The organism is Haliea sp. E1-2-M8 (assembly GCF_030649675.1).
In the GTDB taxonomy this organism is placed as follows: Bacteria; Pseudomonadota; Gammaproteobacteria; order Pseudomonadales; family Halieaceae; genus Haliea.
Map to the genome: position 1 here is coordinate 1 of NZ_JAUTDR010000025.1, position 25693 is coordinate 25693.

General features: G+C 63.2%; 25 protein-coding genes and 1 pseudogene. 11 read left to right on the forward strand and 15 right to left on the reverse strand.

Annotation, left to right across the window (positions count from 1 at the left end):
- Window positions 1-237: 237 nt before the first annotated feature.
- Together Q6D67_RS17385 and Q6D67_RS17390 are read right to left on the reverse strand one after the other, a co-directional pair.
- Complete coding sequence (locus Q6D67_RS17385) at window positions 238-981, reverse strand: FkbM family methyltransferase (RefSeq protein WP_304706942.1); 744 nt, start codon at window positions 979-981, stop codon at window positions 238-240.
- Window positions 982-996: 15 nt separating this feature from the next.
- Window positions 997-2328 (reverse strand): flippase, encoded by a 1332-nt coding sequence (locus Q6D67_RS17390; RefSeq protein ID WP_304706943.1) that lies wholly within the window; start codon window positions 2326-2328, stop codon window positions 997-999.
- Window positions 2329-2560: 232 nt separating this feature from the next.
- On the opposite strand from Q6D67_RS17390, the pseudogene gmd reads away from it, so the two are divergent.
- From gmd to Q6D67_RS17415, 5 genes and pseudogenes are all read left to right on the forward strand, one after another.
- Window positions 2561-3633, forward strand: a pseudogene (gene gmd, locus Q6D67_RS17395) (GDP-mannose 4,6-dehydratase); the annotation flags it as partial.
- A gap of 15 nt (window positions 3634-3648) precedes the next feature.
- The gene (locus Q6D67_RS17400; RefSeq protein WP_370551984.1) at window positions 3649-4350 is read left to right on the forward strand and encodes an NAD-dependent epimerase/dehydratase family protein; all 702 of its coding nucleotides are present in this window, start codon (window positions 3649-3651) and stop codon (window positions 4348-4350) included.
- A 204-nt stretch (window positions 4351-4554) separates the two neighbouring features.
- Window positions 4555-6747, forward strand: a complete 2193-nt coding sequence (locus tag Q6D67_RS17405; protein WP_304706944.1) for a molybdopterin-dependent oxidoreductase — start codon at window positions 4555-4557, stop codon at window positions 6745-6747.
- Window positions 6748-6774: 27 nt separating this feature from the next.
- Entirely contained in the window at window positions 6775-8979 is a 2205-nt protein-coding gene (locus Q6D67_RS17410; RefSeq protein WP_304706945.1) for a TonB-dependent receptor, read from the forward strand.
- Window positions 8976-9926 (forward strand): Lrp/AsnC family transcriptional regulator, encoded by a 951-nt coding sequence (locus tag Q6D67_RS17415; RefSeq protein WP_304706946.1) that lies wholly within the window; start codon window positions 8976-8978, stop codon window positions 9924-9926. Before Q6D67_RS17410 ends, Q6D67_RS17415 begins: the two co-directional genes overlap by 4 nt.
- A gap of 2 nt (window positions 9927-9928) precedes the next feature.
- Here Q6D67_RS17415 and Q6D67_RS17420 read toward each other — a convergent pair whose 3' ends face one another.
- Window positions 9929-10270, reverse strand: coding sequence for a type II toxin-antitoxin system PemK/MazF family toxin (locus tag Q6D67_RS17420; protein ID WP_304706947.1), 342 nt, complete (start codon window positions 10268-10270; stop codon window positions 9929-9931).
- Window positions 10260-10490: a type II toxin-antitoxin system PrlF family antitoxin gene (locus Q6D67_RS17425; RefSeq protein ID WP_304706948.1), complete on the reverse strand. Its 231-nt coding sequence runs from the start codon at window positions 10488-10490 to the stop codon at window positions 10260-10262. The genes Q6D67_RS17420 and Q6D67_RS17425 overlap by 11 nt, the downstream gene beginning before the upstream one ends.
- A 526-nt stretch (window positions 10491-11016) precedes the next feature.
- Here Q6D67_RS17425 and Q6D67_RS17430 point away from each other — a divergent pair.
- Together Q6D67_RS17430 and Q6D67_RS17435 are read left to right on the forward strand one after the other, a co-directional pair.
- Window positions 11017-11274, forward strand: a complete 258-nt coding sequence (locus Q6D67_RS17430) for an exodeoxyribonuclease VII small subunit (RefSeq protein ID WP_304706949.1) — start codon at window positions 11017-11019, stop codon at window positions 11272-11274.
- Window positions 11271-12185 (forward strand): polyprenyl synthetase family protein, encoded by a 915-nt coding sequence (locus tag Q6D67_RS17435; protein WP_304706950.1) that lies wholly within the window; start codon window positions 11271-11273, stop codon window positions 12183-12185. Before Q6D67_RS17430 ends, Q6D67_RS17435 begins: the two co-directional genes overlap by 4 nt.
- Before the next feature lie 125 nt (window positions 12186-12310).
- Here the strand turns inward: Q6D67_RS17435 and ribA are convergent, their stop codons facing one another.
- Together ribA and Q6D67_RS17445 are read right to left on the reverse strand one after the other, a co-directional pair.
- Window positions 12311-12907: a GTP cyclohydrolase II gene (gene ribA, locus Q6D67_RS17440; RefSeq protein WP_304706951.1), complete on the reverse strand. Its 597-nt coding sequence runs from the start codon at window positions 12905-12907 to the stop codon at window positions 12311-12313.
- Window positions 12908-12973: 66 nt separating this feature from the next.
- Window positions 12974-13609: a TIGR02281 family clan AA aspartic protease gene (locus Q6D67_RS17445; protein ID WP_304706952.1), complete on the reverse strand. Its 636-nt coding sequence runs from the start codon at window positions 13607-13609 to the stop codon at window positions 12974-12976.
- Window positions 13610-13786: 177 nt separating this feature from the next.
- Here Q6D67_RS17445 and Q6D67_RS17450 point away from each other — a divergent pair, with 177 nt between their 5' ends.
- The gene (locus Q6D67_RS17450; protein WP_304706953.1) at window positions 13787-14176 is read left to right on the forward strand and encodes a nucleotidyltransferase domain-containing protein; all 390 of its coding nucleotides are present in this window, start codon (window positions 13787-13789) and stop codon (window positions 14174-14176) included.
- Window positions 14164-14577 carry a DUF86 domain-containing protein gene (locus Q6D67_RS17455; RefSeq protein WP_304706954.1) on the forward strand — a complete coding sequence of 138 codons (414 nt, stop codon included), beginning with the start codon at window positions 14164-14166 and terminating at the stop codon, window positions 14575-14577. The genes Q6D67_RS17450 and Q6D67_RS17455 overlap by 13 nt, the downstream gene beginning before the upstream one ends.
- 128 nt (window positions 14578-14705) lie before the next feature.
- On the opposite strand, the gene Q6D67_RS17460 is transcribed toward Q6D67_RS17455, so the two are convergent.
- The 8 genes from Q6D67_RS17460 to nrdR all read right to left on the reverse strand — a co-directional run bounded on the left by Q6D67_RS17460 (window position 14706) and on the right by nrdR (window position 20835).
- Complete coding sequence (locus Q6D67_RS17460; RefSeq protein WP_304706955.1) at window positions 14706-15218, reverse strand: phosphatidylglycerophosphatase A; 513 nt, start codon at window positions 15216-15218, stop codon at window positions 14706-14708.
- Window positions 15219-15419: 201 nt separating this feature from the next.
- Window positions 15420-16343: a thiamine-phosphate kinase gene (gene thiL, locus Q6D67_RS17465; RefSeq protein WP_304706956.1), complete on the reverse strand. Its 924-nt coding sequence runs from the start codon at window positions 16341-16343 to the stop codon at window positions 15420-15422.
- A complete protein-coding gene (gene nusB, locus Q6D67_RS17470) occupies window positions 16343-16795 on the reverse strand; it encodes a transcription antitermination factor NusB (protein ID WP_304706957.1) in 453 nt (150 codons plus the stop codon). Before nusB ends, thiL begins: the two co-directional genes overlap by 1 nt.
- Before the next feature lie 8 nt (window positions 16796-16803).
- Window positions 16804-17280: a 6,7-dimethyl-8-ribityllumazine synthase gene (gene ribE, locus Q6D67_RS17475; RefSeq protein ID WP_304706958.1), complete on the reverse strand. Its 477-nt coding sequence runs from the start codon at window positions 17278-17280 to the stop codon at window positions 16804-16806.
- Between the two features lie 29 nt (window positions 17281-17309).
- Window positions 17310-18413 (reverse strand): 3,4-dihydroxy-2-butanone-4-phosphate synthase, encoded by a 1104-nt coding sequence (gene ribB, locus Q6D67_RS17480; RefSeq protein ID WP_304706959.1) that lies wholly within the window; start codon window positions 18411-18413, stop codon window positions 17310-17312.
- A gap of 71 nt (window positions 18414-18484) precedes the next feature.
- Window positions 18485-19150: a riboflavin synthase gene (locus Q6D67_RS17485; RefSeq protein ID WP_304706960.1), complete on the reverse strand. Its 666-nt coding sequence runs from the start codon at window positions 19148-19150 to the stop codon at window positions 18485-18487.
- A gap of 56 nt (window positions 19151-19206) precedes the next feature.
- Window positions 19207-20325, reverse strand: a complete 1119-nt coding sequence (gene ribD / locus Q6D67_RS17490; protein ID WP_304706961.1) for a bifunctional diaminohydroxyphosphoribosylaminopyrimidine deaminase/5-amino-6-(5-phosphoribosylamino)uracil reductase RibD — start codon at window positions 20323-20325, stop codon at window positions 19207-19209.
- Window positions 20326-20355: 30 nt separating this feature from the next.
- On the reverse strand, window positions 20356-20835 hold the full coding sequence (gene nrdR / locus Q6D67_RS17495) for a transcriptional regulator NrdR (RefSeq protein WP_304706962.1): 480 nt from the start codon (window positions 20833-20835) through the stop codon (window positions 20356-20358).
- Between the two features lie 557 nt (window positions 20836-21392).
- Between nrdR and Q6D67_RS17500 the strand changes: the two genes are divergently transcribed.
- Together Q6D67_RS17500 and Q6D67_RS17505 are read left to right on the forward strand one after the other, a co-directional pair.
- Window positions 21393-23294 carry a gamma-glutamyltransferase family protein gene (locus Q6D67_RS17500; RefSeq protein WP_304706963.1) on the forward strand — a complete coding sequence of 634 codons (1902 nt, stop codon included), beginning with the start codon at window positions 21393-21395 and terminating at the stop codon, window positions 23292-23294.
- Window positions 23295-23435: 141 nt separating this feature from the next.
- Window positions 23436-23882: a transposase gene (locus Q6D67_RS17505; protein WP_304706964.1), complete on the forward strand. Its 447-nt coding sequence runs from the start codon at window positions 23436-23438 to the stop codon at window positions 23880-23882.
- A gap of 542 nt (window positions 23883-24424) precedes the next feature.
- Here the strand turns inward: Q6D67_RS17505 and glyA are convergent.
- Window positions 24425-25687 carry a serine hydroxymethyltransferase gene (glyA, locus tag Q6D67_RS17510; protein WP_304706965.1) on the reverse strand — a complete coding sequence of 421 codons (1263 nt, stop codon included), beginning with the start codon at window positions 25685-25687 and terminating at the stop codon, window positions 24425-24427.
- Between the last annotated feature and the right edge of the window lie 6 nt (window positions 25688-25693).

The window sequence follows — 25693 nt, forward strand, 5'->3', positions numbered from 1 at the left end:
ACCAAACTTGGGACATGGAGCGACGAGGAAGTTGAGTGCGTCAAAATCATGCCTTTTTCAGCAGCCTGCTAAAACGGGGACTTTTCACAATCGATGCGCGCACCACCGGCTGCGACATACAAGCAAGAATTTTAGTGGTGCGAATGCTTTTAGGAGACCTGGCGGCGGTATCAGGCCGATTAAAGATAAAAAACAACGTAGCTGTATTCACCGAGTCACAGTATGTAGAGGTATCCATCACGGAATGTCGATCTTTTCGTCTCTGAAAAACAATGTATTCATCTGCTTGGCGTAGAACCCATACTGTATATCTTGCATAAACTGCCCAATCGGACTTTCATTAAGGCGTTCCGGATCACAATTCAAGATCTCTGCCAGCACATATTTCGGCCGGTACTTGGACCAATCATTGGATTTGAGTACTTCAAGATCTAATCCCTCTACATCCACCGTAAGGAAATCGATTTCTATATCATTCAGGTGAGTTGCCAAAATATCAGCAAGTGGCTGAACTTTAATATTAATTACCTCTTTGATCCTGTACGAACTGTCTCCCTGGTCACGCTCCTGCGATAGCTCGGCGGAAAACCCATTGAGAGCGGGCTCATTGAATACATAGTAGCCAAGGGTTCCCGTCATCTGCGCAACACCCACTTCCAAATTGATGTCTCTTGGCCGCCATTTCTCGAAAAGGTCCATGCTACCCGGCATTGCATCAACGTTGATACCCGACCACCCCCTCCTATAGAAAAGATAAGTATTGGAGAAACGTTTAGGATGATGAGCTCCGACATCCACATAAAACCCCTTCTCCTTGTTGTCGAAGATGCGGCGCAACACCATATCCTCACCTTCCTGTGACCAAGAACGATTGGCCCACGGGTCCCAAGTCAAGCAATCGATCAGTCGCTGGATGAGGTTCTTGAGAGGCGCCGGCACACGGCCTTTGTACCTCATTAGTGTCTGCAATGGAAAGTTCATCGGCTTTTTCAACGATTACATCAATCTGGATATCGACTTAAATACGTTTAGAGAACTCGATTTCATCATGAAGGTCTCTTTGGTTTCTGCTTGCAAACAGTCCGAAAGGTACGCTGCCATTGCGTATGAAACGACAGTCGTAATTGCTGCCCCTCCTGGCCCATGAAGAGGAATGAGCCAACTATTCAGCCCAACATTAATAATCGCACCCAGAACCGTTCGTTGCATATTGAGCACTTGGCGGTTCTCGGCAAGAAACCATTTGCTACTGGCAACTCCAAGAAAGACAAATACTGACGCCCAGATATGAATAGCCAATACTGAGCCAGCGGGCGCGTATGCATCGCCAAACAATAATGTGACTACTGGTGTGGCGAGGAACGACATGGGCAGCGCCACTGAGACGCTTACTAAAACCATCAAGTCGTACAGCTTTTGCAGGCGCGCGTAATATTGTGCTTCGCTGTGCTTCTTTGCTTCCAGAATTGCCGGAAATACAGATGCAACAATCACCATTGGGATAAAGTACCAGACCTCACTGATCCGCACCGCCGCGCTATAGACGCCTACCGCTTCGTCGCCGAGCATCTGACCAAGCATAATCTGGTCGATCTTCATGTAGATGACAACGGCCATACTGGACATGATCAGTGGCCAGCTGTCGCGAAGCAGCGTCTTTCCACGGGAGAGGCTCACACCAAGCTGGATTAGGGGAACGCCACGAACACTCATCAGGACGAGTAGGCCCATTGAGGTCACTACCAATTCGCCTAGCATGGCCCACACAAAGGCAGTGAGCGGCGCGTCTTGCAAAATCAGCAGCACCTTGATTGCGGCAAATACGAGAAAGATGCTGTTTTGTACCCAGACAACGTATTTGGACTGCACTTGCGATTCGTACCAGTACACCGCGACTTCGCTGGCTTTGAAAAACATAATCGAACCCAGGATAGCCACGATACTACGTGCTAACGCGTCATCCGGGCGTAGAAGAGCAATTACCCATAGGATCAGCAGATAGGCCACGACTCCACCGACAAGTTGCAGCAGTGCAGCAGTGCCGAGAGTGAGCCTGGCGCTTTGGGGATCACGGACTATGTCGCGTACGACTATCCCCTGCAGGCCTAACGCGGCGATTGCACCGAACAACCCTGTGAATGCCAATGCGAAATTCAGCAGACCGAACTGCTCCGGCCCAAGGTAGCGCGCAATCCATACGCCTACAAACAGGCCGACCCCCAAACGCAGTATTTTGTCTAAGAATAGCCAGCCTATGTTATCGACGATCTTGACCAGATTCGGCCGGTGCGCGATGCGGCGGTGGATGACATTGGGGATGAGTTTCATTGATGTCTGGGCAGCGCCGGATTCATCTGATTAACCGTTCTGTGAGTTGCTGCGCTGCAGTTTCACCTAACCACCCTTGAACACATAAAACGGCACTTATGGCATCAAAAGTCTATCACATACCATTTGGTCCTTCCCGTGATTGGCCTTGGCCCATTTGACTTTTTCATTATTTCGTCATCCACTCTGGCCCGTGTAGGATGCGAGCTGCATCAGACCAAAAAACAGAGCCATCTATGCAGCACTAATCACCGGTGTCACCGGCCAGGACGGCTCCTACCTGGCCGAGTTCCTGCTGGAAAAAGGTTACGAAGTCCACGGCATCAAACGCCGTGCCTCGCTGTTCAACACTCAACGCGTGGACCACATCTACCAGGCCCCCCACATCGACAACCAGCGCTTCATGCTCCATTACGGCGACCTGACGGATTCCTCCAGCCTTACCCGCATCATCCAGCAGGTCCAGCCGGATGAGGTCTACAACCTGGGCGCCCAGAGCCATGTGACGGTCAGTTTTGAGTCACCGGAGTACACCGCGGATGTCGACGCCATGGACACGCTGCGTATCCTGGAAGCCATTCGGCTGCTGGGCCTGGACGCAAGACACGCTTCTACCAGGCTTCAACTTCCGAGCTTTATGGCCTGGTACAGGAACCCCCCCAGCGCGAAACCACTCACTTCTATCCCCGTTCGCCCTATGCCGTCGCCAAACTTTACGCCTACTGGATCACGGTAAACTACCGAGAAGCTTACGGCATGTACGCCTGCAACGGTATCCCGTTCAGTCACGAATCTCCCCGGCGCGGCGAGACCTTCGTAACCCGCAGGATCACCCGCCGCCTGGCCAATATCGCCCAGGGGCTGGAAGACTGCCTGTATATGGGCAATATGGACTCACTCCGCGATTGGGGCCACCCCCGGGACTACGTGCGCATGCAGTGGCTGATGCTGCAGCAAGAGGGGGCCGAAGACTTCGTGATCGCCACCGGCAAGCAGTATTCCGTGCGCGAATTCGTGCGCTGGAGCGCCGCTGAGATTGGTCTGCAACTTCGCTTTGAAGGCCAGGGCCTGGATGAGGTGGGCATTGTGGAGAGCATCGAGGGCGACAAGGCTCCCGCCCTGGCGATCGGAGATGCCATCGTGCGCGTAGACAGGCGCTACTTCCGCCCGGCAGAGGTCGCAAGCCTGATGGGGGACGCCACTCGCGCGCGGGAAGCACTGGGTTGGGAGCCTGAGATCACCGCCCGGCAGATGTGTGCGGAGATGGTTGCAGAGGATCTAAAGGAAGCCCGGAGGCATGCCTTATCTATGTTGCCGGGCATGCCGGCATGGTTGGTTGGCTCCGCCCTGTGCCGGCAATTGGAGAGCCGCGCAGACTGTACCCTGATTACCTCTCCCCATGCGGAGTTGAATCTGACCCGTCAAACCGCGGTGGAGGCCTTTTTCACGGATCACACTATCGACGAGGTTTACCTCGCGGCCGCAAAAGTCGGCGGCATTCACGCCATCAGCAGCTACCCAGTCGATTTCCTCTACGACAACCTGCTGATCCCGGCCAACGTGATCCACGCAGCGCATCGGGCGGGTGTACAGAAGCTGTTGTTCCTTGGCTCCTCCTGCATTTACCCCAGAATGGCGGCCCAGCCGATGGGTGAAGGCGCCCTGCTCACGGGTGTGCTGGAACCCACCAACGAACCCTATGCCATCGCCAAGATCGCCGGTATCAAGCTCCGCGAGAGCTACAACCGCCAGCACGGCCGCGATTACCGCTCAGTCATGCCGACGAATCTCTATGGCCCCGGCGACAATTACCACCCAGAGAACAGTCACGTCATCCCCGCACTTACTGGCTTTGGCGGCCGCTTGGTTTTCGATTCCAGCAAGCCCGATGGTGCGCCGCGCAAGCTGCTGGATGTGTCTAAACTTGCGGCAATGGGGTGGCAGGCAACCATGGGCCTGGAAGATGGGCTCAGAGAGGCCTATGCCTGGTTTCGGGAGCATGGACCGGACACTCGGTCCTGAACACGCCCGACGAATCCGTAACCATCGCAACTGTAATCATAATTTTGTGAACCATCAATCAACCAAATGCGCACTATAGAATAAATATACTACGCATTTCGCCAATATTTGAACTATCCTTGTTCCCTATACGCGGCCCCATTTACCCGACCGGGGACCGTTCGAATAATAGAGGCTTGCTGCACCATACCAAGGCGACAGTCCATGACCACTACCCGGCCCAGCATCTGCCGACTGTGTATCGCCCACTGTGGCATCCTCGCCACGGTCGAAGCGGGCAAGCTTACCCGGGTCACCGGTGATTCGGACAATCCCCTGTTCAAGGGCTATACCTGTCCCAAAGGGCGGGCCCTCCCGGAACTGCATAACCACCCCGATCGCCTGCTGCAAAGCCAGAAACGGAGCGAGGAAGGCGATTTGGAGCCTATCCCCAGCACACAGGCAGCGCGGGAAATTGCCGATCAACTGGGGGCACTTGTCGCCAAACACGGCCCCCGGTCAGTAGCGGTATACATAGGCACCAACTCCCTGCCCTATCCCGGCGGCCCCCTGGTGGCATATGCCCTGCTGCGCGCACTCGGTTCGCCGATGTTCTTCACCGCCAACACGATTGATCAGCCTAACAAGCAAATTGCCCAGGCCCTGCACGGCATCTGGCAGGGCGGTGATCAGGATTTCGAGCGAGCCGATACCTGGCTGCTTATCGGTGTCAACCCGGTAATCTCCAAAGCGGCCGGCATCCCTTGCCAGAACCCTGCCCAGAAGCTGAAGGACGCCGTTAAACGCGGCATGAAACTGATTGTGGTGGACCCCAGGACATCCGAGACCGCCAGCCGCGCCGCTATTCACCTGCAGCCGCGCCCAGGTGAGGATGCGACCATTCTCGCGGGTATGATCCGGGTCATTATCCGGGAGTCCCTCTACGATCAAGATTTCGTCGCCCAGCACTCTGAAGGTATGGATTCACTGGCCGCGCAGGTTGAACCGTTCACGCCCGAGGTGGTGGCGCAACGGGCTGGTATTGATGCAGAAACGCTGGCAAGGGCGGCCCGGCTGTTCGCCTCAGGTACATCGGGTGGCGTAAACACCGGTACTGGCGCCAGCTTTTCCATGAACAGTAATCTCACCGAGTACCTCGCGCTGGCCCTGACAACCCTGTGCGGGCGCTGGCCACGGGCCGATGAGCCCGTCACCCGCCCCAACGGACTGCTGCCACCCTGGCAGCCCAGGGCGCAGGCATGCGCGCCATTTCCGGCCTGGGGCTTTGGCGAGCAGATGCGCGTGCGCGGCCTCGGTGATTCGGTCGCGGGCATGCCCACGGCGGCACTGGCCGAGGACATTCTGTTGCCAGGGCCTGGCCAGGTGCGGGCGCTGATCTGTCTTGGCGGCAACCCCATGACCGCCTGGCCGGACCAGCGCAAGACCATGGCCGCCATGGAGTCACTGGAGTTGTTGGTGACCTTTGATCCGCAGCTGTCGGAGACCTCGCAACTGGCCAACTATGTCATCGCCCCCAGGCTGACGCTGGAGACGCCCGGGATGAGCCAGCCGGCGGAAACCGGCAAATACTATGGCCTAGGCATGGGGATACCGGGCAGCTACGGGCAGATCAGCCCGGCCATCGTTGATCCTCCCGCCAACGCGGACCTAGTGGAGGAATGGCAGTTTCTGTGGGATGTCGCCCGCCATCTGGACCTGGACCTCGATCTGGGAATGGCCTACGGCTTTGGTAGTTATGCTGAGTCGCGAATGAGCGGCTTCCAGCTCGGCCGCTACGAGGCACTGGACACGGAAGGACTCTATCGGCGCATGTGCGCCAACAGCCGGCTGGACTACGACGAGGTGGCAGCACATCCCCATGGCCTTCTGCGGCAGCAGGACGTGCTGATTGCGCCAGGGGAAGCTGACTGTACGGCGCGCCTGCGCCTGGATGACCCAACAATGATGGCGGAACTCCAGGTGTGGTCCACCAAGGCTTCCGCTGCCAGCGCTGATGACATCGCGTACCCCTTCCGACTGATACCCCGCCGCAGCAACAACTTCATGAATTCAACCGGAAGGAACATAGCGAAGCTCCGGGCGGGAAAGACCTGGAACCCTGCCTTTATGCATCCCGAAGATATCGCTCGCCTGGGGATCGAAACGGGGGCGACTGTTTGCCTGCGGTCTCCCTGGGATCACATCCAGGCAATCGCGGAGGCCGACCCAACGCTGCGACCGGGTGTAATAGCAATGACCCACGGCTTTGGCGGGCTGCCGGGGCAGGAGGCGCAGTTCCGGGAACTGGGCAGCAACACCGGCCGCCTGCTCAATACCGAGGTGGACTTCGATCCCTACACCGGCATGCCCAGAATGGGCAATGTTCCGATTGCCGTAACACCTAGTTCAGACCAATAACAATTCGCATTTCCACGGAGAGTCACAATGAAAAAGAAGTATCTCATAGCCGCCATTGCCGCACTGACCACTGGCCTGCCCGCAGCCACCCTGCCCCTGCCCGCCCTGGCCGCCACCCTCGAAGAGGTGGTCGTCACTGCCCGCAAGCGCGCGGAGAGCCTGCAGACCACGCCTGTATCCATCACCACCCTCAGTGGCGAAGCCCTGGCCCAGGCCGGCATAAACCAGCTGACCGCCATCGAGCGGCAAACCCCGAACCTCAACTTCACCGTGGGCACCGGCGGCGGCAGCTCCACCGTCAACGCCTTCCTGCGCGGGGTGGGGGAGTTCGATTTCATCCTCACTACGGACCCGGCAGTGGGCCTGTACCTGGATGGAATTTATCTGTCCCGGGCCTTCGGCGCCAACCTGGAGCTGTCTGATGTGGAGCGCATCGAGGTGCTGCGGGGCCCCCAGGGCACGCTGTTTGGCAAGAACAGCATCGGCGGCGCCATCAGCGTGATCACCCGCAAGCCCACGGGGGACACCGACGCGGAGGTCAAGCTGAGCGCGGGCTCCCGGGACCTGCGCGGCATCTCCGTGTACGGCCAGACCGCCATCAGCGATACGCTGGCAGTAAGTGGATCCTACCTCCAGCGCAAAGCGGATGGCTGGCAGAAGCGGCCAGGAGATGATGCCGGCGATGTGGACCTCGCCACCGCCCGGGTGATCCTGAACTGGACTCCCGGCGACAGTTTCGAGTCCACCCTGTCTGTGGACTGGCACGAGCAGGACCAGACCGGCTACCCCAATGTGATGCTCACCTGGCAGGACGGCACAACCTTTGGCGACCTCTGGAACCTGGTCAACCCGGGCAACCCCTGCTGCACACCCAATGTCGATATCGACCGCTCCGGTGCCGGTGGACCACTGCCCAATGACGATGTCGAGGGCCTGGGGGTGAACTGGACCAACACCTGGCAGGTCAGCGAGGCCCTGGAGCTGAAATCCATCACCGGCTACCGGGAAGTCGAAGCCCTGTTTGGCCGCGATGGCGACAACAGCCTGGTGAACTACAACGGCGACGTGCACGACCAGGACCACGAGCAGTTCAGCCAGGAATTCCAGTTGGTCGGCACCCACGGCCCACTGGAGTGGGTCGGGGGCCTGTACTACTTCGAGGAGGATACCCAGGACGACACCGACCTGATCATCATCCAGGGCCTGGGCACCTCGGTTTCCTTCGACAACCGCCAGAAAACAACCAGCTACGCTGCCTATGCCCACGCCAGCTATGCCGTGAGCGAGCAGCTGGATCTGTTCGCCGGCATTCGCTATACCCGCGAGGAGAAGGATTTTACCCAGCAGATCAGCAACTTCGATTTCGGGGTGCCACACGTGTTCTTTATCCCCGGCCTGCCGGTGGACAGCTGCGCATTCGATGAGCCCACGGCCTACTTCGACTGTTCCCAGGACTGGTCCAACACTTCACCCAAGGCGGGCCTCTCCTGGCAGTTCAATGACGATGTCATGGCCTTCGCCCACGTCAGCCGCGGTTTCCGCAGCGGTGGTTACAACGGCCGGGCCTTCGGCAGCGCGGCAGACCTGCAGGAATATGAGCCGGAGATCCTCACCGGCTACGAGATCGGCCTCAAGGCGGACCTGCTGCAACGCACCCTGCGTCTGAACGGGGCAATGTTTTACAACGACTACGAGGATATCCAGGTTCTGATCACCCGCGCAGGCTCGGTAGCGGTGGAGAACGCCTCCAAGGCAAGCATCGAGGGGGTGGAACTGGAGGCCACCTGGTTGCCTACGGACAGCTGGCAGATACAGGCCGGGCTGGGCTACCTCAGTGATGATTCCGATGGCTGGGTGGATGTAACCGGCGACTATACCGACACCGAGCTCAAGCATACGCCGGAAATGACCTTCAACCTGGGCCTGGACTACCTGTGGAATCTGGGTGACCGTGGCAACCTGCTGCTGCGCGGCGACATGCGCTACAGCGACAGCTACTACCTCAACGCGGTCAACAGCCCCACCCTGGAGGTGCCCGGGCACAGTCTGTTTGGCGTCGGGCTGATCTACAGCGCGCCACGCGAAAACTGGGAGCTGGCGCTGATCGGCACCAACCTCGGCGACAAGCGGGTGCTCAATTCTGGCTTTGACGGCAGCGGCTTCTTCGGCTACTTCGAGGGCAGCTACAACCGGCCCCGTACCGTGGAGCTGAGCCTGACCATGCGCCTGTGAAAGCGGCGTCGCGCGCGGTACCCTACCAGCCTGACGATCTGGATGCCGCCATCATGGCGGCCCTGGACGGGGGCCTGCGGCGCTCCACCCAGGACATTGCTGAGTGCGTGGATGCGACGCCGGTCACGGTCCGCCGCCGCATTGACCGGCTGTTGGACGCAGGCGCGATCGGCCTGGCACCGCTGGTGGACCTGTACGCGGCGGGCTACCAGTACCTGCTGCTGATTGGCATCAATGTGGAGCATTACTCGCCCTTTGAGGTAGCGGCGCAGATTGCGGCGCTACCCGCGGCGCTCACAGTCAATGTGGTGCTTGGGCGTTACGACATCGAGTTGGTGGCGGCGCTGGCCTCGCGGGAAGCGGTGAGCACCTTTCTTACCGAAACCCTGCCGGCACTGCCGGGGGTGGCCCGGCTTGCACCGGCGCTGGCCCTGGATGTATGGAAGTTCCGCCGCGGCTATCAACCCCACTCCGCCAGCGACACTCCGGAGCAGCGCAAACTGCTGGATGCACTGGACCATAAAATCGTCGCCAGCCTGCGCCAGAACGCCCGCAAGAGTAACCGCGCGGTTGCCGCCGAGATTGGCGCGTCGGAATCCGCGGTGCGCAACCGCATCCGGCGCATGCAGCAGGAAAAGCAGATCAGCTTTGCCTACCTGCAACTGCACCCGGGCGGGCCCATGAATGCGGCCTTCGTCGGCATTGACGTCCACGGCGGCAGCGGCCGCGCCGTCTGCAAGGCCCTGGCCGGAATCCCGGAAGTGAGCTTCGTTGCCACCACCCTGGGCCGTCACGACCTGATCTGCACCCTAAACGTCAACGAACTGGAGCAGCTGACCCACCTGCTGCATGAGCGGATTGTGCCGATCGAGGGCGTGAAGAGCACCGCGCCCTCGCACTGCCTGCGGCAGATTACCCACCAGTCGGAGTTGGGGTTTATTCTTTGAGGTCAACCTTGCCCGAATAGCTTTCCCACAGCCTCCCGCACCCTGCTCGCGTCTTCGGCATGCAGAGCGCCGGCCTTGCGGATCACCAAGCGTAGGTCCAGGGTAAACAGCTTCATCCGCACCAAAGAGGCCGCCGATAGCCCCGTGTTTTGCAGGTGCTTGATTTCGACATCCAGGGGCCAGCTTGAGTGACGGGCGCTGGTGATCATTGCCATCACTGCGTGGCCCGCAGCAACGTTGAAGCGCGCACCAGCGGAGAGCACCAGCGCCGGGCGCCGTTTTTCCGTCGACCGATCGGTAAACGGGAACGGCACCACAACTACATCGAAGCACTCAAAGGTCACGGTAGGCCGCTTGATCCTCGGCGGTATTCCACTCGCTCAGGGTCCCTTCCAGTGCCCGACAGTACTCCAGGTCAAGGGGAACGGCCTTGCGCAGACGGATCACGCCATCCTCAATATCGAAGGCAATGCGGTCGCCCGCCTGCAGGCCTATTGCCTTGCGTACCGCCTCCGGAATGGTCGCCTGATACTTGGAAGTCAGCTTGCTGGTCTCGGTTTCCATGGTTCCTCCTCTGAGGCACTTTGGTAATACCCGTATTACCATCAATCCCGTAGCGATACAATGCTTCGACACCCTTAATAACACGGCGGCCCCAATAGAGGCAGGAATATGCCCGCTTTTGATGTTTGCCCACACCGTGCTGCTCAGTATCATTACCCTCGCGGTGGTGATTCCGCTAGTCCAATCGACGGTCGCCGGCTCGGGGTAAAAGCGTCCGCGGAGACGCTTTTCGGTTATGAATGGCGCCCAGAGAAGAACCGTAAAGATCTAAGACACACTGCTGGGCCCAATGTCACGCTGGCGGTGGTGATTCCACTGGTGCAGTCGATGGCGGCGGGCTGAAAATCTGGCGTGTTTACCGGTCAGCGGTTTATCCGCCAACCCCCAACAATGCGGCACCCTTGCGCTGCACCGCTAAAGCGCCGCTCGGCCTTCCCATGGGCCAATACGGTGGTCCTGACCTCACCCAAAAGCGGGCCTCCCTGCTATAGTACTGCGCTCACGCGATTCAACTCAGCGAGACACCATGCCCAAGAAGCCCACCACCCCCACCTTCGCCGACACCCTGACCCAACTCGAGGCCCTCACCACGCGCCTGGAGGACTCGGAAACCAGCCTCGAACAGTCCCTCCAGGACTTCGAACAGGGGGTACAGCTTATCCGTCAGGCCCAGCAATCACTGCAGGAAGCGGAGCAAAAGGTGCAATTGCTGCTGGAGAAGGATGGCAAGCCTGTAGCCCAGGCCTTTGAGGACCCGGGCGCGGCGGAGAACGACGGGGAGTGAGCGACGCTCTTCTCGCGGAGTTCATGGCGCGGTGCCGGGAGCGCTGTGAGGCCGGCTTGCAGGCTCACGGGGGCCTCGGGGATCAGCCTGAATTGGCGCGCGGTCTGGCGGATTTCGAGCCCGCGGTGCGCTATGCCCTGGAAACCAGCGGCAAGTGCATCCGCCCCTGCCTGCTCTATGCGGCGGCCCGGGCCGCCGGTGCCGGGCCTGAGCTGGACAGCGCGCTAGACAATCCCGCCTGCGCCCTGGAGCTGATTCACACCTACTCCCTCATTCACGATGACCTACCGGCCATGGACGACGACGACCTGCGCCGGGGCCGCCCCACTCTGCACAAGGCCTTCGACGAGGCCACCGCGATTCTGGTCGGGGACGGCCTGCAGGCGCGGGCGTTCGAGCTCCTCGTCGATGCCCACGCTCTCTCGGCAGAGCAAAAAGTGAGCATGATCAAGGCCTTGGCCCAAGCTGCAGGATTGGGGGGCATGGTCGGCGGGCAGTTCGTGGACATCGCCAGTACCGGCCGGCCGCTGCAGCTTGAGGAGCTTCAGGGCATGCACGCCCTCAAGACCGGCGCCCTGATCCGCGCCGCGCTCAGCCTCGGGGCCATCGCCGCCAGCGCCTCCGCCAGCCAGCGGGCGGCGCTGGAACGGTATGGTGAGCATATCGGCCTGGCCTTCCAGGTGGTGGATGACATCCTCGATGTGGAGGGCAGCACCGCCACCCTGGGCAAGACCGGCGGCAAGGACGCAGCGGCCAACAAGACTACTTATGTCAGCCTGCTGGGCCTCGCCGGGGCGCGGGAGAGTGCTGAGCATCTATTGGACGGGGCCCTGGAGGCGCTGGAGGGGTTTGGGGATTCGGCGGATATGCTGCGGGGGTTGGCGCGGATTGTGGTGGACAGGAGGGTTTAGGGTTTGTCGCCCGGAGGACCGGGCTCCCACAAGCGAGGCTCCGCACACCTTCTGTGGGAGCCCGCCCCGCGGGCGATGGGGGGGGTTATCGCCCGGGGGACCGGGCTCCCACTGGGGGGCGTCTCCTACGGTTTTTCGGCGGCGAAATGGCCCATCTTGGCGCCCTTGGTCTGCAGGTACTTTTCGTTGTGCGGGTTGCTGTGGCAGTGTAGCGGCACGCGCTCGACCACCTCCACGCCGTTCTCTTCCATGGCGGTGACCTTGCGGGGGTTGTTGGTCATCAGCCGCACCCGGGTGATGTTCAGGTGGCGCAGCATGGGGCCGAGGATGCTGTAGTCGCGCATGTCGGCGCCGAAGCCCAGCTGTTCGTTGGCTTCCACCGTGTCGGCGCCGGCGTCCTGCAGTTTGTAGGCCTTGATCTTGTTGAGCAGGCCGATGCCGCGGCCTTCCTGGCGCAGGTAGAAAATCGCGCCGCGGCCTTCCGCGGAGACGGCTTTCAGGGCCGCTTCCAATTGATTGCCGCAATCGCAGCGCAGGCTGAACAGGGCGTCGCCAGTCAGGCACTCGGAATGGATGCGGGCCAGTACCGGCTCGCCGCTACCCACGTCGCCCATGGTCAGCACCACGTGCTCCTTGTTGGCGTCCGGATCCTCGAAGCCGTGGATATCGAATACCCCCCAGGCGGTGGGCAGGCGGGAGGATTCAACGTAGCGTACTGACACAGGAGCTGTCCGGCTGGAAAAGGGGGCGTAGTTTAGCACTTTTGGCGCGCCGGTGTGGTCGCCCGGTCACCAGGCCCGCGACAGGGACAGCACGCCATCGCTCTCGCGCATTTCCACGTGCTGCAGGTAGCTCATGCCCAGCAGGATGGTCGAGGGGTAGTCTCCTTCGGCCACCGTCGCGCGCACATTTTCCACCCGGATGCCGCCCACCTCCACGCTCTGCAGGTTCACCATCCAGGCGTCAATGATGCTGCTGGCGGTTTCCAGCTTCGAAGGTACCCCCGCCTTGTAATCGATTCCCAGCGCGTTCGCCTGGCGGGCGTTCATCGCCACCACGTTGGCGCCGGTATCGACCATCACCTGGATGTTGCGCCCGTTGAGCAAGGCGGTGGTGATGTACTGCATGCGGTCGTTGCGGGGAATGTCGAGCTGGCGCCGCTCAGGGGCCACATAGTTGGTGGTGATGGCGCGGTTAAGGCCCAGCCGCTGGCGCTCGCCGTTGATCTCCAGCACCGCGACGGAGGCGTCCGCGCTGAGCAGCTTCACGCCCTGGAAGCTGGCGCCGGCCTTCAGTGTCTTGCGCTGGCCATTGATCATCAGTACGGCCGTGTTGGGCAGCAGGGCTTCCACGGTGACGGATGCCGCCTGTGCCTGGGCAGCTGCTGGCCACAGCAGGGGGTTGGCCAGCAACAGCAGGAACATTAGGCCGATCCGGGGTGCTGCCCGAGCCTTACTGCCGGCATGTGCCATCCGCTGCACCTTGTGGGTTATATTGCGATGGAGTGTAGCAAGACCACCACCGACGAAGCCACATGGCTGTAATTCGTAAAGGTCCTGGTGCTGAAGTATGATAACGACAGTGCGCATGAGCCAACTTCTATGCCAGACACACACGAAGCCATCACCAGGCTCCTTGAAAGCAAGTCCCGGATTGATCTGGCTTACCTGTTCGGATCGCTGGCTCGCGGTTCCGCTCATTCCGGCAGCGACCTAGACCTCGCCGTGCTGGCCCGCCCCTCCCTGTCGGTCGAGGAACGCATTGCGCTGATCGAAAATCTGGCGGGGCTGTTGGGGCGACCGGTGGATCTTGTCGACCTGACCGTCTGTGGCGGGCCACTCCTCGGCGAAATCCTGCGCCATGGCATTCAGGTCAAAGGCAGCTCATCCGATCACGCGGAGTGGGTTAGCCGACATCTTGGCATGATGGAGGACTTCTACCCCTACGTTCAGCGCATGCTGAAAGAGCGCCGGGAATCATGGATCGGTTAATTGTAGAGAGAAAACTGGAATCTCTTCGTCGCAGCCTTGAGCGGGTCAGGAGCAAGTGTCCGGACGCGGTCGAGGAGTTTATGCGCGACATTGACGCCCAGGATATTGTTGTGCTCAACCTGAGTCGCGCTGTACAGCAGTGCGTGGACATCGGAACTCACCTTCTCAGCGACAGCAGACTACCTACGCCAGAAACCATGGGCAGCACTTTCGACCTGCTGGCTGCAGAAGGAATTATCGATGCGAATTTAGCAGCACGCATAAAGAAGTCCGTGGGCTTCCGCAACGTGGCCGTCCACAGCTACAGCGCGCTGGACATGGCAATCGTACACGCCATCGCCCGCGACCATCTTGAGGACTTCACCGCCTTTGCCCGCGCGGTAGCCAGGCGTTTGAAGTAGCGGGAGCCGGGATCGGGCGCCCGCGGTGGGCCCATGTCAGAGAATCTTCTTGAATTTCATTCGCCATTTTTGACGATTTGAAACCTTGGGAGTCTTGACCGCCGTGGCGGCAAGCTAAAATAAAGGCTTCAGCCCGCCGCCACCAGCCAAACTAAAACATGGACACAGATACAGGCCATCACTCCCGCCAGCACATCGTCGATCATGATCCCGAAGCCACCCTCGACCTTCCGGTCCAGCCACCCGATCGGCCACGGCTTGAGGATGTCGAAAATGCGGAACGCCACAAAGCCCGCCAATACCCAGACCCAACCCGCGGGCAGCGCCCACATGGTGATCCAGTAGCCGACGAATTCGTCCCAGACGATGCCCGGGTGGTCGTGTACCCCCAGCTGAGCGCTGGCGCGGTCGCAGATCCATACCCCGGCGACGGCGGTGACCACAATAAACAGGCTGTACCAGAGCAAGGGCGATGCGGTGTTGGCCAGCGCAGCGTTGACCAGCAGGAACAGAGGGATAGCGACCAGGGTGCCCGCAGTGCCGGGGGCTTTGGGTGACAGGCCGCTGCCGAAACCAAAGGCGAGCAACTGCACCGGGTGGCGCAGGATGCCTGGCGGTGGCGCGGCGGGGTTGGAGGCCATAGGGTGGTTCCCATCCTGGAGTGCAAACAGTGTACTGCGTACCGCGCCCGCCGTGTAGGAGCCCGCTGTGTGGGAGCCCGCCGTGTGGGAGCCCGCTGTGTGGGAGCCCGCTCCGCGGGCGATCTGTACGAGTGGGAGCCCGCTCTGCGGGCGATTGGTGGCTATCGCCCGCAGAGCGGGCTCCTACAGAGAGAGCGCGGGTTAGAGAAAGTGGTTGTAGCCCGCGGCGAGGCCATCGAAGCCGGGGCAAGACACGCCTTCGCCGGCCACCACCTCGCCAACGCGGGTGCAGTCTGCCGGCACGGCGGCGCCGGGGGACAGGCAGAAGCACAGCTCGTAATCGTCGCCGCCAGCCAGCGCCCAGCGTAAAACCTGGTCGCGGTCAGGGTGGGCCGCCAGGGCCGGCGACAGCGGCAGCCGTTCGGGGTCCAGCTGGATTCGCACCCCGCTGGCGGCGGCGATATGGCCGGCATCCGCCAGCAGGCCGTCGGAAATGTCGATGGCGGCGCTGGCCTCATTGAGCAGCAGCATGCCCAGCGCCAGCCGCGGCGATGGGCGGAAAAAGCGCTGCTCCAGGTATTCCGCCGCTGCCGGGTCCGGCCGGTAGCGGCCTTCCAGTAGCGCCAGCCCGCCCGCGGCGTCCCCCAGGGTGCCGGAGACATACACCGCATCGCCAAGCTGTGCGCCGCCCCGCAGCAGGGCCTTGCCCGCCGGCAGGGCGCCGAACACCTGCACGGTGATGGTGAGCGGCCCGCGGGTGGTGTCGCCGCCCACCAGGGGCAGCGCCAGATCCGTAGCCGCAGCGCCCACGCCCTGGCTGAAACTGTGCAGCCAGAGCTCGTCCGCGTCGGGCAGGGTCAGGGCCAGGGTCATGCCCAAGGGGCGCGCGCCCATGGCCGCGAGGTCGGAGGCCGCCGCCGCCACCGCGCGGTAGCCGACATCCTCGGGCAGGCTCTCCTCCAGAAAATGCACGCCCGCCACTACGGTATCGACGGAAGTGGCCAGGCGTTCACCCGGCTCCAATTTCAGGATGGCGCAATCATCGCCCACGCCCAGCGCCACGGCGGGGCCGGCACCGAAGGCGGAGAAGTAGCGGGCTATCAGGGAGAATTCGTCGGCCGGCATCAGGCGTCGGCTTCGGTTTCGGCCTTGCGCAGCTGGCGGGCGACCTTGTCGAGCACGCCGTTGATGTACTTGTGGCTGTCGGTGGCGCCGAACTTTTTCGCCAGGGAAACGGCCTCGTTGATCACCACTTTCCAGGGCACGTCGACACGGTGCAGCAGCTCCCAGGTGCCCATACGCAACAGGCTGCGCTCGACAGGACCGAGGTCATCCAGCTTGCGGTCCAGCAGGGGCTCAAAAACCGCTTCCAGCTCGGTGACGCTGGCGGGAACGCCGTGCAGCAGGGCCTGGAAGTACTCCAGGTCCACGTGGCTGAAGTCGTAGTCGGCGCGGAACTCGGCTTCGATCTGGTTCACCGGCGCCTCGGCCATGTGCCACTGGTACAGGGCTTGCATGGCGTAGTGGCGGGCCTTGTGGCGCTCGGCGGCGAGGGTATTGCGGGCCTGTTTGTTCACGCGCCCCGTCAGCTCCCGATCCGGCCCAGCAGGCTGACCATTTCCAGCGCCGACAGAGCAGCTTCCGCGCCCTTGTTACCGGCCTTGGTGCCGGAGCGCTCGACCGCCTGCTCGATGGAATCCACGGTGAGTACGCCGAAGGAGATGGGGATGCCGTGCTCCAGGCTCACCTGGGCGATACCCTTGGTGCACTCGCCGGCGACGTATTCAAAATGCGGGGTGCCGCCGCGGATGACCGCGCCCAGGGCAATAATGGCGTCGACGCCGCCTTTCTGGGCCACCCGCTGGCACACCAGCGGGATTTCGAAAGCGCCGGGGGCGCGCACGATGGTGAGCTGGGCATCCTTGACCCCGTGCCGGCGCAGGGCGTCGATGGCGCCCTCCAGCAGGTGCTCGACCACAAAGCTGTTCCAGCGCCCCACCACCAGCGCAAACTTGCCGCCGCTGCCGGTGAAATCCCCTTCGATTGTCTTGATGTTTGCCATTGCCTGTTCCTTGTCCGCTGGGCCCCGTGTCAGGGCGCCAGGTATTCGAGTACTTCCAGGTCGAAACCGGAAATCGCATTGTACTTGATGGGCGCGCCCATCAGGTGGATTTTTCCGACCCCGAGGTCCTTCAGGATCTGGGAGCCAAGGCCGACGGTGGTGTAGGTGTCGGGCAGTGCGCCGGTGCTGGAGGGCGCCTGGCCCAGGGCCATGTCGACGCTGTCCAGCAGTTGCCCGGCACTCTCCTGCCCCGCGAGCAGCACGATGACACCGCGGTCGGCGGCCGCCACCCTGGCCAGGCAGGCGCCGATGTTCCAGGAGGCCCGGCCCGGCACCTGGCTGGTGACCAGGTCGCGTAGAGTAGAGGCGACATGCACCCGCACCAGGGTCGGCTCGTCGGCGACAATCTCGCCCCGGGACAGCGCCAGATGCAGCCGGCCCCCGGTGTCGTCGCGGTACACGGTCAGGCGGAAGGGGCCGTGACTGGTCTCGATCTCGCCTTCCCGCACCCGCTCGATGGTGCGCTCATTGACCATGCGGAAGTGGATCAGGTCCGCGATGGTGCCGATCTTCAGGCCGTGCCGGGCGGCAAATTCCACCAGCGCCGGGCCGTCGGCCAGCACGCCGTCCGGGGTCAGGATATCGGCGATAACCGCCGCCGGCAGCAGTCCGGCCAGGCTGGCATAGTCGCTCGCGGCCTCGGTGTGGCCGGCGCGGGTGAGCACGCCACCCGGAGTGACCGTTAGCGGGAAAATATGCCCGGGCTGGACGATATCCGCGGGCACCGCATGGGGTGCGACCGCGGCCAACACCGTGCGCGCGCGATCGGCGGCGGAGATGCCGGTGTCTATGCCCACGGTGGCCTCGATGGACAGGGTAAAGTTGGACTTCTCGCTGCGGGCCGCGGGCACCATGGGCGGCAGGTCCAGCTGCCGGCAGCGCTCCTCGGTCAGGGTCAGGCACACCAGGCCCCGGGCCTGGCGGGCCATGAAGTTCACGTGCTGGGCGGTAACGTGCTCCGCCGCCACCAGCACCACGCCTTCGTTGTGGCTGTCGTCGTCATCGTCCACCAGCACCACCATGCGGCCCTGGCGGATGTCGCTGATCAGTTCGTCTACGCTGTTTACTTGCATGCCAATCGAATCCTTATGAGCGTTGCGACCTGGGCGGCCCCACCTGGGCGGCCCCACCTAGGCGGCCCCACCTAGCCGCGCAGATAGCCGTTGTCGGCCAGGGTGGCCAGGGAGATACCGCCCTGGTGACCGGGTTTGGCGGCGTCCTCACCCAGCACCAGGCGCTCCAGATAGCGGGCGATCACGTCCACTTCCAGGTTCACCCGGCTGCCGGGGCGGTACTCGGCGAACACCGTCTCGGCCCAGGTCTGGGGGATGATGTTGAGCTCGAACTCGGCGCCGTTGACCGCGTTCACAGTCAGGCTGGTGCCGTCGACGCAGATGCTGCCCTTGTGGGCGATGTACTTCGCCAGCCCGTCCGGCGCCCGCATGACGTAGCGCCAGGAGCGGCCGTCCGCCACCACGCTGACCACCTCGCCCACGCCGTCGACATGGCCGCTGACAATATGGCCACCGAGGCGGCTGGCGGGGGTGAGTGCCTTCTCCAGGTTGACCCGGCTACCGGATTTGAGCCCGCCGAGGGTGGTGAAATCCAGGGTTTCCCGCGACACATCCGCCCAGTAGCCATCGCCGGGGAGCTCGGTGACCGTGAGGCAGACGCCGTTGGTGGCGATGCTGTCGCCCAGACCGACGTCATCCAGCGGCAACTTGCCGCCGTGCACCCGCAGCCGCATATCCCCGCCGGAGGGCTCGAGCGCGGCAATCGTGCCGACGGCCTGGATAATTCCTGTGAACATGTTGTGGTCCTGTTTCTGGTGGGCTGCCGGTAAGCGGCGGCCCGGGCGGGAGAGCTTTAGCGCCGGGGGACGGCGGTAAAGCGCCAGTCCTCACCCACCCTGAGCACGTCGAGCAGCGTCAGCGGCACCTGCTCCACCATCTGCGCCAGCGGCAATTCCAGCAACGGCCGGGCCGAACTCCCCAGCAGGGTGGGCGCCATATATACGATCAATTCGTCCAACAGGCCCAGTTGCAGCAGGGCCCCCGCCAAACGGGGGCCAGATTCTACCAGAATTTCATTGCATTGCCGCCTGTTGAGCTCCGCCAGCAGGGCCTGCAGGTCCAGACCGTGGTCGCCGCGGTCCAGGGCCAGCAGCTCGGTGGTGGCGCCCGGCGGCGCGGCAGGCGGCGGCGTGTCCGCGCCGTGGCACCAGAGGGTCGCTGCATCCTCGCTGAAGACGCGGGCGTCCGCGGGCGCCTGCAACCTTGAATCCAGCACCACGCGCAGGGGCTGGCGGGCGCTGGCGCGGGCGGCATCCGCCGGCTCCATGCCCAGCTCCGCCGCGCGCACTGTGAGCGCGCAATTGTCCGCCAGCACGGTGCCGGCACCGGTGAGGATGGCACAGCTCATGGCCCGCAGCCGCTGCACATCCTGCCGTGCGGCGGGTCCGGTAATCCACTGGCTTTCGCCCGAGGCCATGGCAGTGCGCCCGTCCAGGGACATCGCCAGTTTGGCCCGCACCCGGCCGCGGCCCCGGCGCATGCGGGCAATAAAACCGGGAATGACCTGCTCCGCCTCCGCCGCAAGCAGGCCGCAGCTCACCTCCACCCCCGCCTCACGCAGCCGGGCCAGGCCGCTGCCGGCCACCTGGGGGTTGGGGTCCTCCAGCGCCGCGACCACCCGGCTCACCCCCGCGGCGAGCAGGGCTTCAGCACAGGGCCCGGTCTTGCCGTGGTGGCTGCAGGGTTCCAGGGTGACATAGGCGGTGGCGCCGCAGGCATCACCGGCAGCCGCGAGCGCCTCGATCTCAGCGTGGTTGCCCCCGGCGGGCTGGGTAAAGCCTTCGCCGATGATGTGGCCATCGCGCACCAGCACGCAGCCGACGTGGGGATTGGGCATGGCGGAATAGCGCCCGCGGCGGGCCAGCTGCAGGGCCCGGGCCATCATGCGCGTATCGAAGTGAGAGTCGGTCATTACGTGTCGGGCGAGGCCAAGGCAGCGGCCTCAGACGGCGCCGTTGCGCTCGCGCTTGGGCTCGGCTTCCAGGCGCTCGATGGCATCGCGGAATTCGGAGATGTCCTGGAAGCTGCGGTAGACGGAGGCGAAGCGCACGTAGGCCACCTGGTCCAGCTGCTTGAGATGGTCCATCACCAGCTCACCCAGCACCCGGGAACCCACCTCGCGCTCGCCGGTGGCGCGCAGGGCGTGCTTGATGTGATTGATGGTGGCCTCGATGTCCTCTACCGACACCGGGCGTTTCTCCAGCGCGCGCTGGAAGCCCGCCCGCAGCTTGTTTTCGTCGAAGGGCTCGCGGTTGCCGTTCTGCTTGATGACCCGCGGCATAACCAGTTCCGCCACCTCGTAGGTGGTGAAGCGTTCCTTGCAGCTGAGGCACTCGCGGCGGCGACGGATCTGGTCGCCCTCGGCGACCAGCCGCGAGTCAATCACCTTGGTGTCATCGGCGGCACAAAAGGGGCAATGCATGGGAGGCTACCCTGTGGACAAGTGCCTGAAGCGTAACATATTTTCAGGGTGGGAAGGGGTTCGCGGCGCGGAATGCCAGCAGCTGATCAGCGCCGCCGAAGCCCTGCCTGTCAGCGCAGCACCAGCGCCGACAGTTGCGGCACCAACACAGCGGCGGCGATGATCGCGAGCAGGGCGCTGTGCAGGCGCAGGGTGCCTTCAGCCTGGGCGAAGCGGGCATCAATGCAAGCGTCCTGCCGGGCGAAGCGGGCGTCCAGGGTCGCGTCGAGGTAGTCCCGGGTGACTGTTGTCTACGTAGAAACCGAATGCCTCAGCCATAAGTTCTGCCTGTACCTCCGCCTGGTCTCCCGCTACGCCCACATCTTTCAGCCGACGCGCATAGCGCAAGGTATCGAACTGCACTGCTGACAGAGTAGCCCTCCTCCAGCGATTTACCAATTCTCCCACAGCGGCAGACCTCGACCAGTCATCATATGCGTCCATTTTCAGTCATCAGCGCGCAAGTACCCCGAGCGCCCATCTTTGCTATGCTCTGCCCCTGACGTCAGGAGACAGCCATGATAAAACCCACGATTTCACGCCTGTTCCGCGGGGCCACTCTCGCCACGGTGATCTGTGCCCTCGCCCTGCCCGCCACCAGCCTGGCGCAGAAAACCGCGCGCCCGGTGCTGCTGGGTAAACACTGGGTGGCGGTGACCGGCAAACCCCAGGGTGCGACCGCCGGGGCGATGATGTTCCAGCAGGGCGGCAACGCCATCGACGCCGCGGCGGCCATGCTGGCGGTGACCTCGACCATGTGGGACGTGCTGGGTTGGGGCGGCGAAACCCAGGCTTTGATCTACAACCCGCATACCGGCGAAGTGAAAGGCATCAACGCGCTGGGGGTGGCACCCACCGGCGCCACCCCCGAATTCTTCCGCGAGCAGGGCATGCTGTACCCGCCGGAATACGGTCCGCTGGCCGCGGTCACTCCCGGCACACCCGGTGGGCTGATGGTGATGCTGGCGGAGTACGGCCGTCTCAGCCTCAAGCAGGTACTGGCGCCGGCCATGGAAATGGCCCGGGGTTATCCGATTGAGGAAACCCAGGCCCGCTATATCGAAAGCCGCCGCGACATCCTTGAGCAGTGGCCCGACTCGCGGCGGGTGTTCCTGCCCCACTACGACGCCGACCAGCCGGAACAGCGCGCGGCGCCGGCCCCCGGGGAAGTCTTCCGCCAGCCCGACCTGCTCGCAACCCTGGAAAAACTGGTAGCCGCCGAGGCCGAGGCACTGGCAGCGGGCAGCGACCGCAAGGCCGCGATCATGGCCGCCAACGAACGCTTCTACCGCGGTGATATCGCCGCCGAGATTGTCCGCGCCACCCAGGAACAGGGCGGGCTGATCACCGCCGGGGATCTGGCCGACTGGGAAGTGATCATCGAGGACCCGGTGAGCGTCAGCTATCGCGGCATCGACGTCTACAAGCTCACCACCTGGACCCAGGGGCCCGCCATGCTGCAGGCCCTGAACCTGCTGGAAGGGTTCGACCTCAAGGCCATGGGCTACAACAGCACCCGCTATATCCACACCCTGTATCAGGCGATGAACCTCGCCTTCGCCGACCGCGACTTCTACTACGGCGACCCTTACGTCGCGCCCGAGGAGCCCGTGGCAGGCCTGCTGTCGAAAAAGTACGCAGAGCAGCGACGCCAGCTGATGCCCAGCGACCACAACCTCACCGACCTCAAGCCGGGTGACCCCTACCCCTTCCAGGGCGGCAAAAACCCCTTCGAGGCGCTGCGCCAGGCCTGGTCCCCCATTCCCCCCGACGCGGAGGCCGAGGGCGCGGAAGGCTTCCAGCAGGCCAATACCATGACTGCCGATGAGGCTTTCCTCGCCGGCACCACCTCCATTCAGGCCGCGGACGCCGAGGGCTGGGTGGTCTCCGTCACCCCGTCAGGCGGGTGGATTCCGGCCTTCGTGGCGGGTAATACCGGCGTCGGCCTCAGCCAGCGGATGCAGAGCTTTGTGCTGGACGAAGCGCTGAATCCCTACAACGTGGTGCAGCCCGGCCAGCGCCCGCGGGTGACCCTGACCCCGAGCATGGCGCTGCAGGACGGCAAACCGCTGATGGCGTTTTCCGTACAGGGCGGCGACACCCAGGACCAGAACCTGCTGCAGTTTTTCCTCAATATGGTCGAGTTCGACATGAACGTGCAGCAGGCGGCGGAGGCCCACAACATCCTCAGCTACCAGATGCAGAGCTCCTTCGGCGCCCACCAGGCCGAGCCCGGACGGCTGCAGGTGACGCCCCTGGTGTCGCCTTTCACCCGCGCCGAGCTGTCCCGCATGGGCTATCAAGTCGAGGTGGTGGAGCGCACCTACAACCCGACTACGGCGATCTGGTTTGACCACGAACACGGCACCATGCAGGGCGGCGCCAGTGATTACGGGGATGACTACGGCATCGCGTGGTAACCCCGTAGGAGCCCGCTCCGCGGGCGATCGCGCACCGAGTGCGCTCCTACATAGCCGGATAAAATTGGCCACTTCTGACGTGGCTTCAACCCGACCATCGGGCGATTATCAGCCTCCATCCCCAGCGCGAGGCTCCCGAACATGCCCAGATCGCACGCCCTGCGCAAGGGGCGCTACTCCGGGGCGAATCTGATTTACGTCGTAACCACCGTATGCGCCGAACGCAGGCCGCTGTTTGCCAGTTTCCAGAACGCGCGCCTACTGGTTCAGAGCCTGCGGGAAGCCGAGGCTTCGGCCACCACACTCTGCTTCGTTGTCATGCCGGACCATGTGCACTGGATGTTCCAACTGAAGGCAGGTGCGGAGCTGTCGGCGACAGTACGCTTCGTAAAAGCACACACAACACGGAACCTGAGGGCACGCTGTCCTGACATTGGGTCGGTGTGGCAGCGTGGTTTCCACGACCACGCCGTGCGCCGGGAAGAGAACCTGCGGGCGCTGGCACGCTATATCATCGCCAATCCCCTGCGTGCAGGGCTGGCACGCTCTCCGGCTGAATACAGCTTCTGGGACTGCATTTGGTTGTGAACCGATGGGGGAGCCGGCTCTGCGGGCGATCGCGCAGAGACTGCGCTCCTACATGTAACCCGAACCCGTAGGAGCCCGCTCCGCGGGCGATCGCGCCGAGACTGCGCTCCGACAAGTAACCCGAACCCGGAGGAGCCCGCTCCCCGGGCGATCGCGCACGGCGGGCGCTCGCGCACGGCGGGCGCTCGCGCACGGCGGGCGCTCGCGCACGGCGGGCGAGCGCGCCCGGCGTGCGCGCCCACACCGACCCAACCCGAACCTGTAGGAGCCCGCTCCGCGGGCGATCGCGCAGAGACTGCGCTCCTACATGTAACCCGAACCTGTAGGAGCCCGCTCTGCGGGCGATCGCGCACGGCGGGCGATCGCGCACGGCGGGCGATCGCGCACGGAGTGCGCTCCCACACCTACCCAACCAGATCCCGTAGGAGCCCGCTCCGCGGGCGATCGCGCACGGAGTGCGCTCCCACACCTACCCAACCCGAACCTGTAGGAGCCCGCTCCGCGGGCGATCGCGCACGGAGTGCAATCCCACAGCGATCAGCTCAGCGGTAAACCGGGAACCGCTTGCAGATCTCCAGCACCTTGCCCTTTACCTCGGCGATCGCCGTGTCGGCATTGCCCTGCTCCAGGGCTTCCAGCACGTCGCACATCCAGCCCGCCAGCTCGACGGTTTCGGCCTCGCCGAAGCCGCGGGTGGTGATGGCCGGGGTGCCGACCCGCAGGCCCGAGGTAATGAAGGGCGAGCGCGGGTCGTTGGGGACCGCGTTCTTGTTCACGGTGATGTTGGCCAGGCCCAGGGCCTCGTCCGCATCCTTGCCGGTATAGGGCTTGCCGATCAGGTCCACCAGCATCAGGTGGTTGTCGGTGCCGCCGGAGACAATATTGATGCCGCGCTCGATGAAGGTTTTGGCCATGGCCCGGGCGTTGGCGACCACCTGCTTCTGGTAGTCCACGAATTCGGGGCTGGCGGCCTCCTTGAAGCTCACCGCCTTGGCGGCGATCACGTGCATCAACGGGCCGCCCTGGCCGCCCGGGAACACCGCGGACTGGAACTTCTTCTCCAGCGCCTCATTGGCGCGGGCCAGGATGATGCCACCGCGGGGGCCGCGCAGGGTCTTGTGGGTGGTGGAGGTCACCACATCCGCGTGGGGCACCGGATTGGGATAGACCCCCGCCGCCACCAGGCCGGCCACGTGGGCCATGTCCACCAGCAGGTAGGCGCCCACCTGGTCGGCAATGGTGCGGAAGCGGGCCCAGTCCATGACCCGGGAATAGGCAGAAAAGCCGGCCACGATCATTTTCGGCTTGTGCTCCAGGGCCAGCGCTTCCACCTGGTCGTAGTCGACTTCGCCGGTGTCCGCCTTCAGGCCGTACTGGATGGCGTTATACATCTTGCCGGAAAAGTTGGGCTTGGCGCCGTGGGTCAGGTGGCCGCCGTCCGCCAGGCTCATGCCCAGCACGGTGTCGCCGGCGTTGCACAGGGCCTGGTAGACCGCGGAGTTGGCCTGGGACCCGGAGTGGGGCTGGACGTTGGCATAGTCCGCGCCGAACAGGGCCTTGACCCGGTCGATAGCCAGCTGCTCGGCCTTGTCGACGAACTCGCAGCCGCCGTAATAGCGTTTGCCGGGGTAGCCTTCCGCGTATTTGTTGGTAAGCACCGTGCCCTGGGCCTCCATGACCCGGGGGCTGGCATAGTTCTCCGAGGCGATAAGCTCGATATGTTCTTCCTGGCGACGCTCTTCCTCCTTGATGGCGGTATAGATCTCGTCGTCGAAGCCTGCAATGGTCATGCTCTGGTCAAACATCGGTAT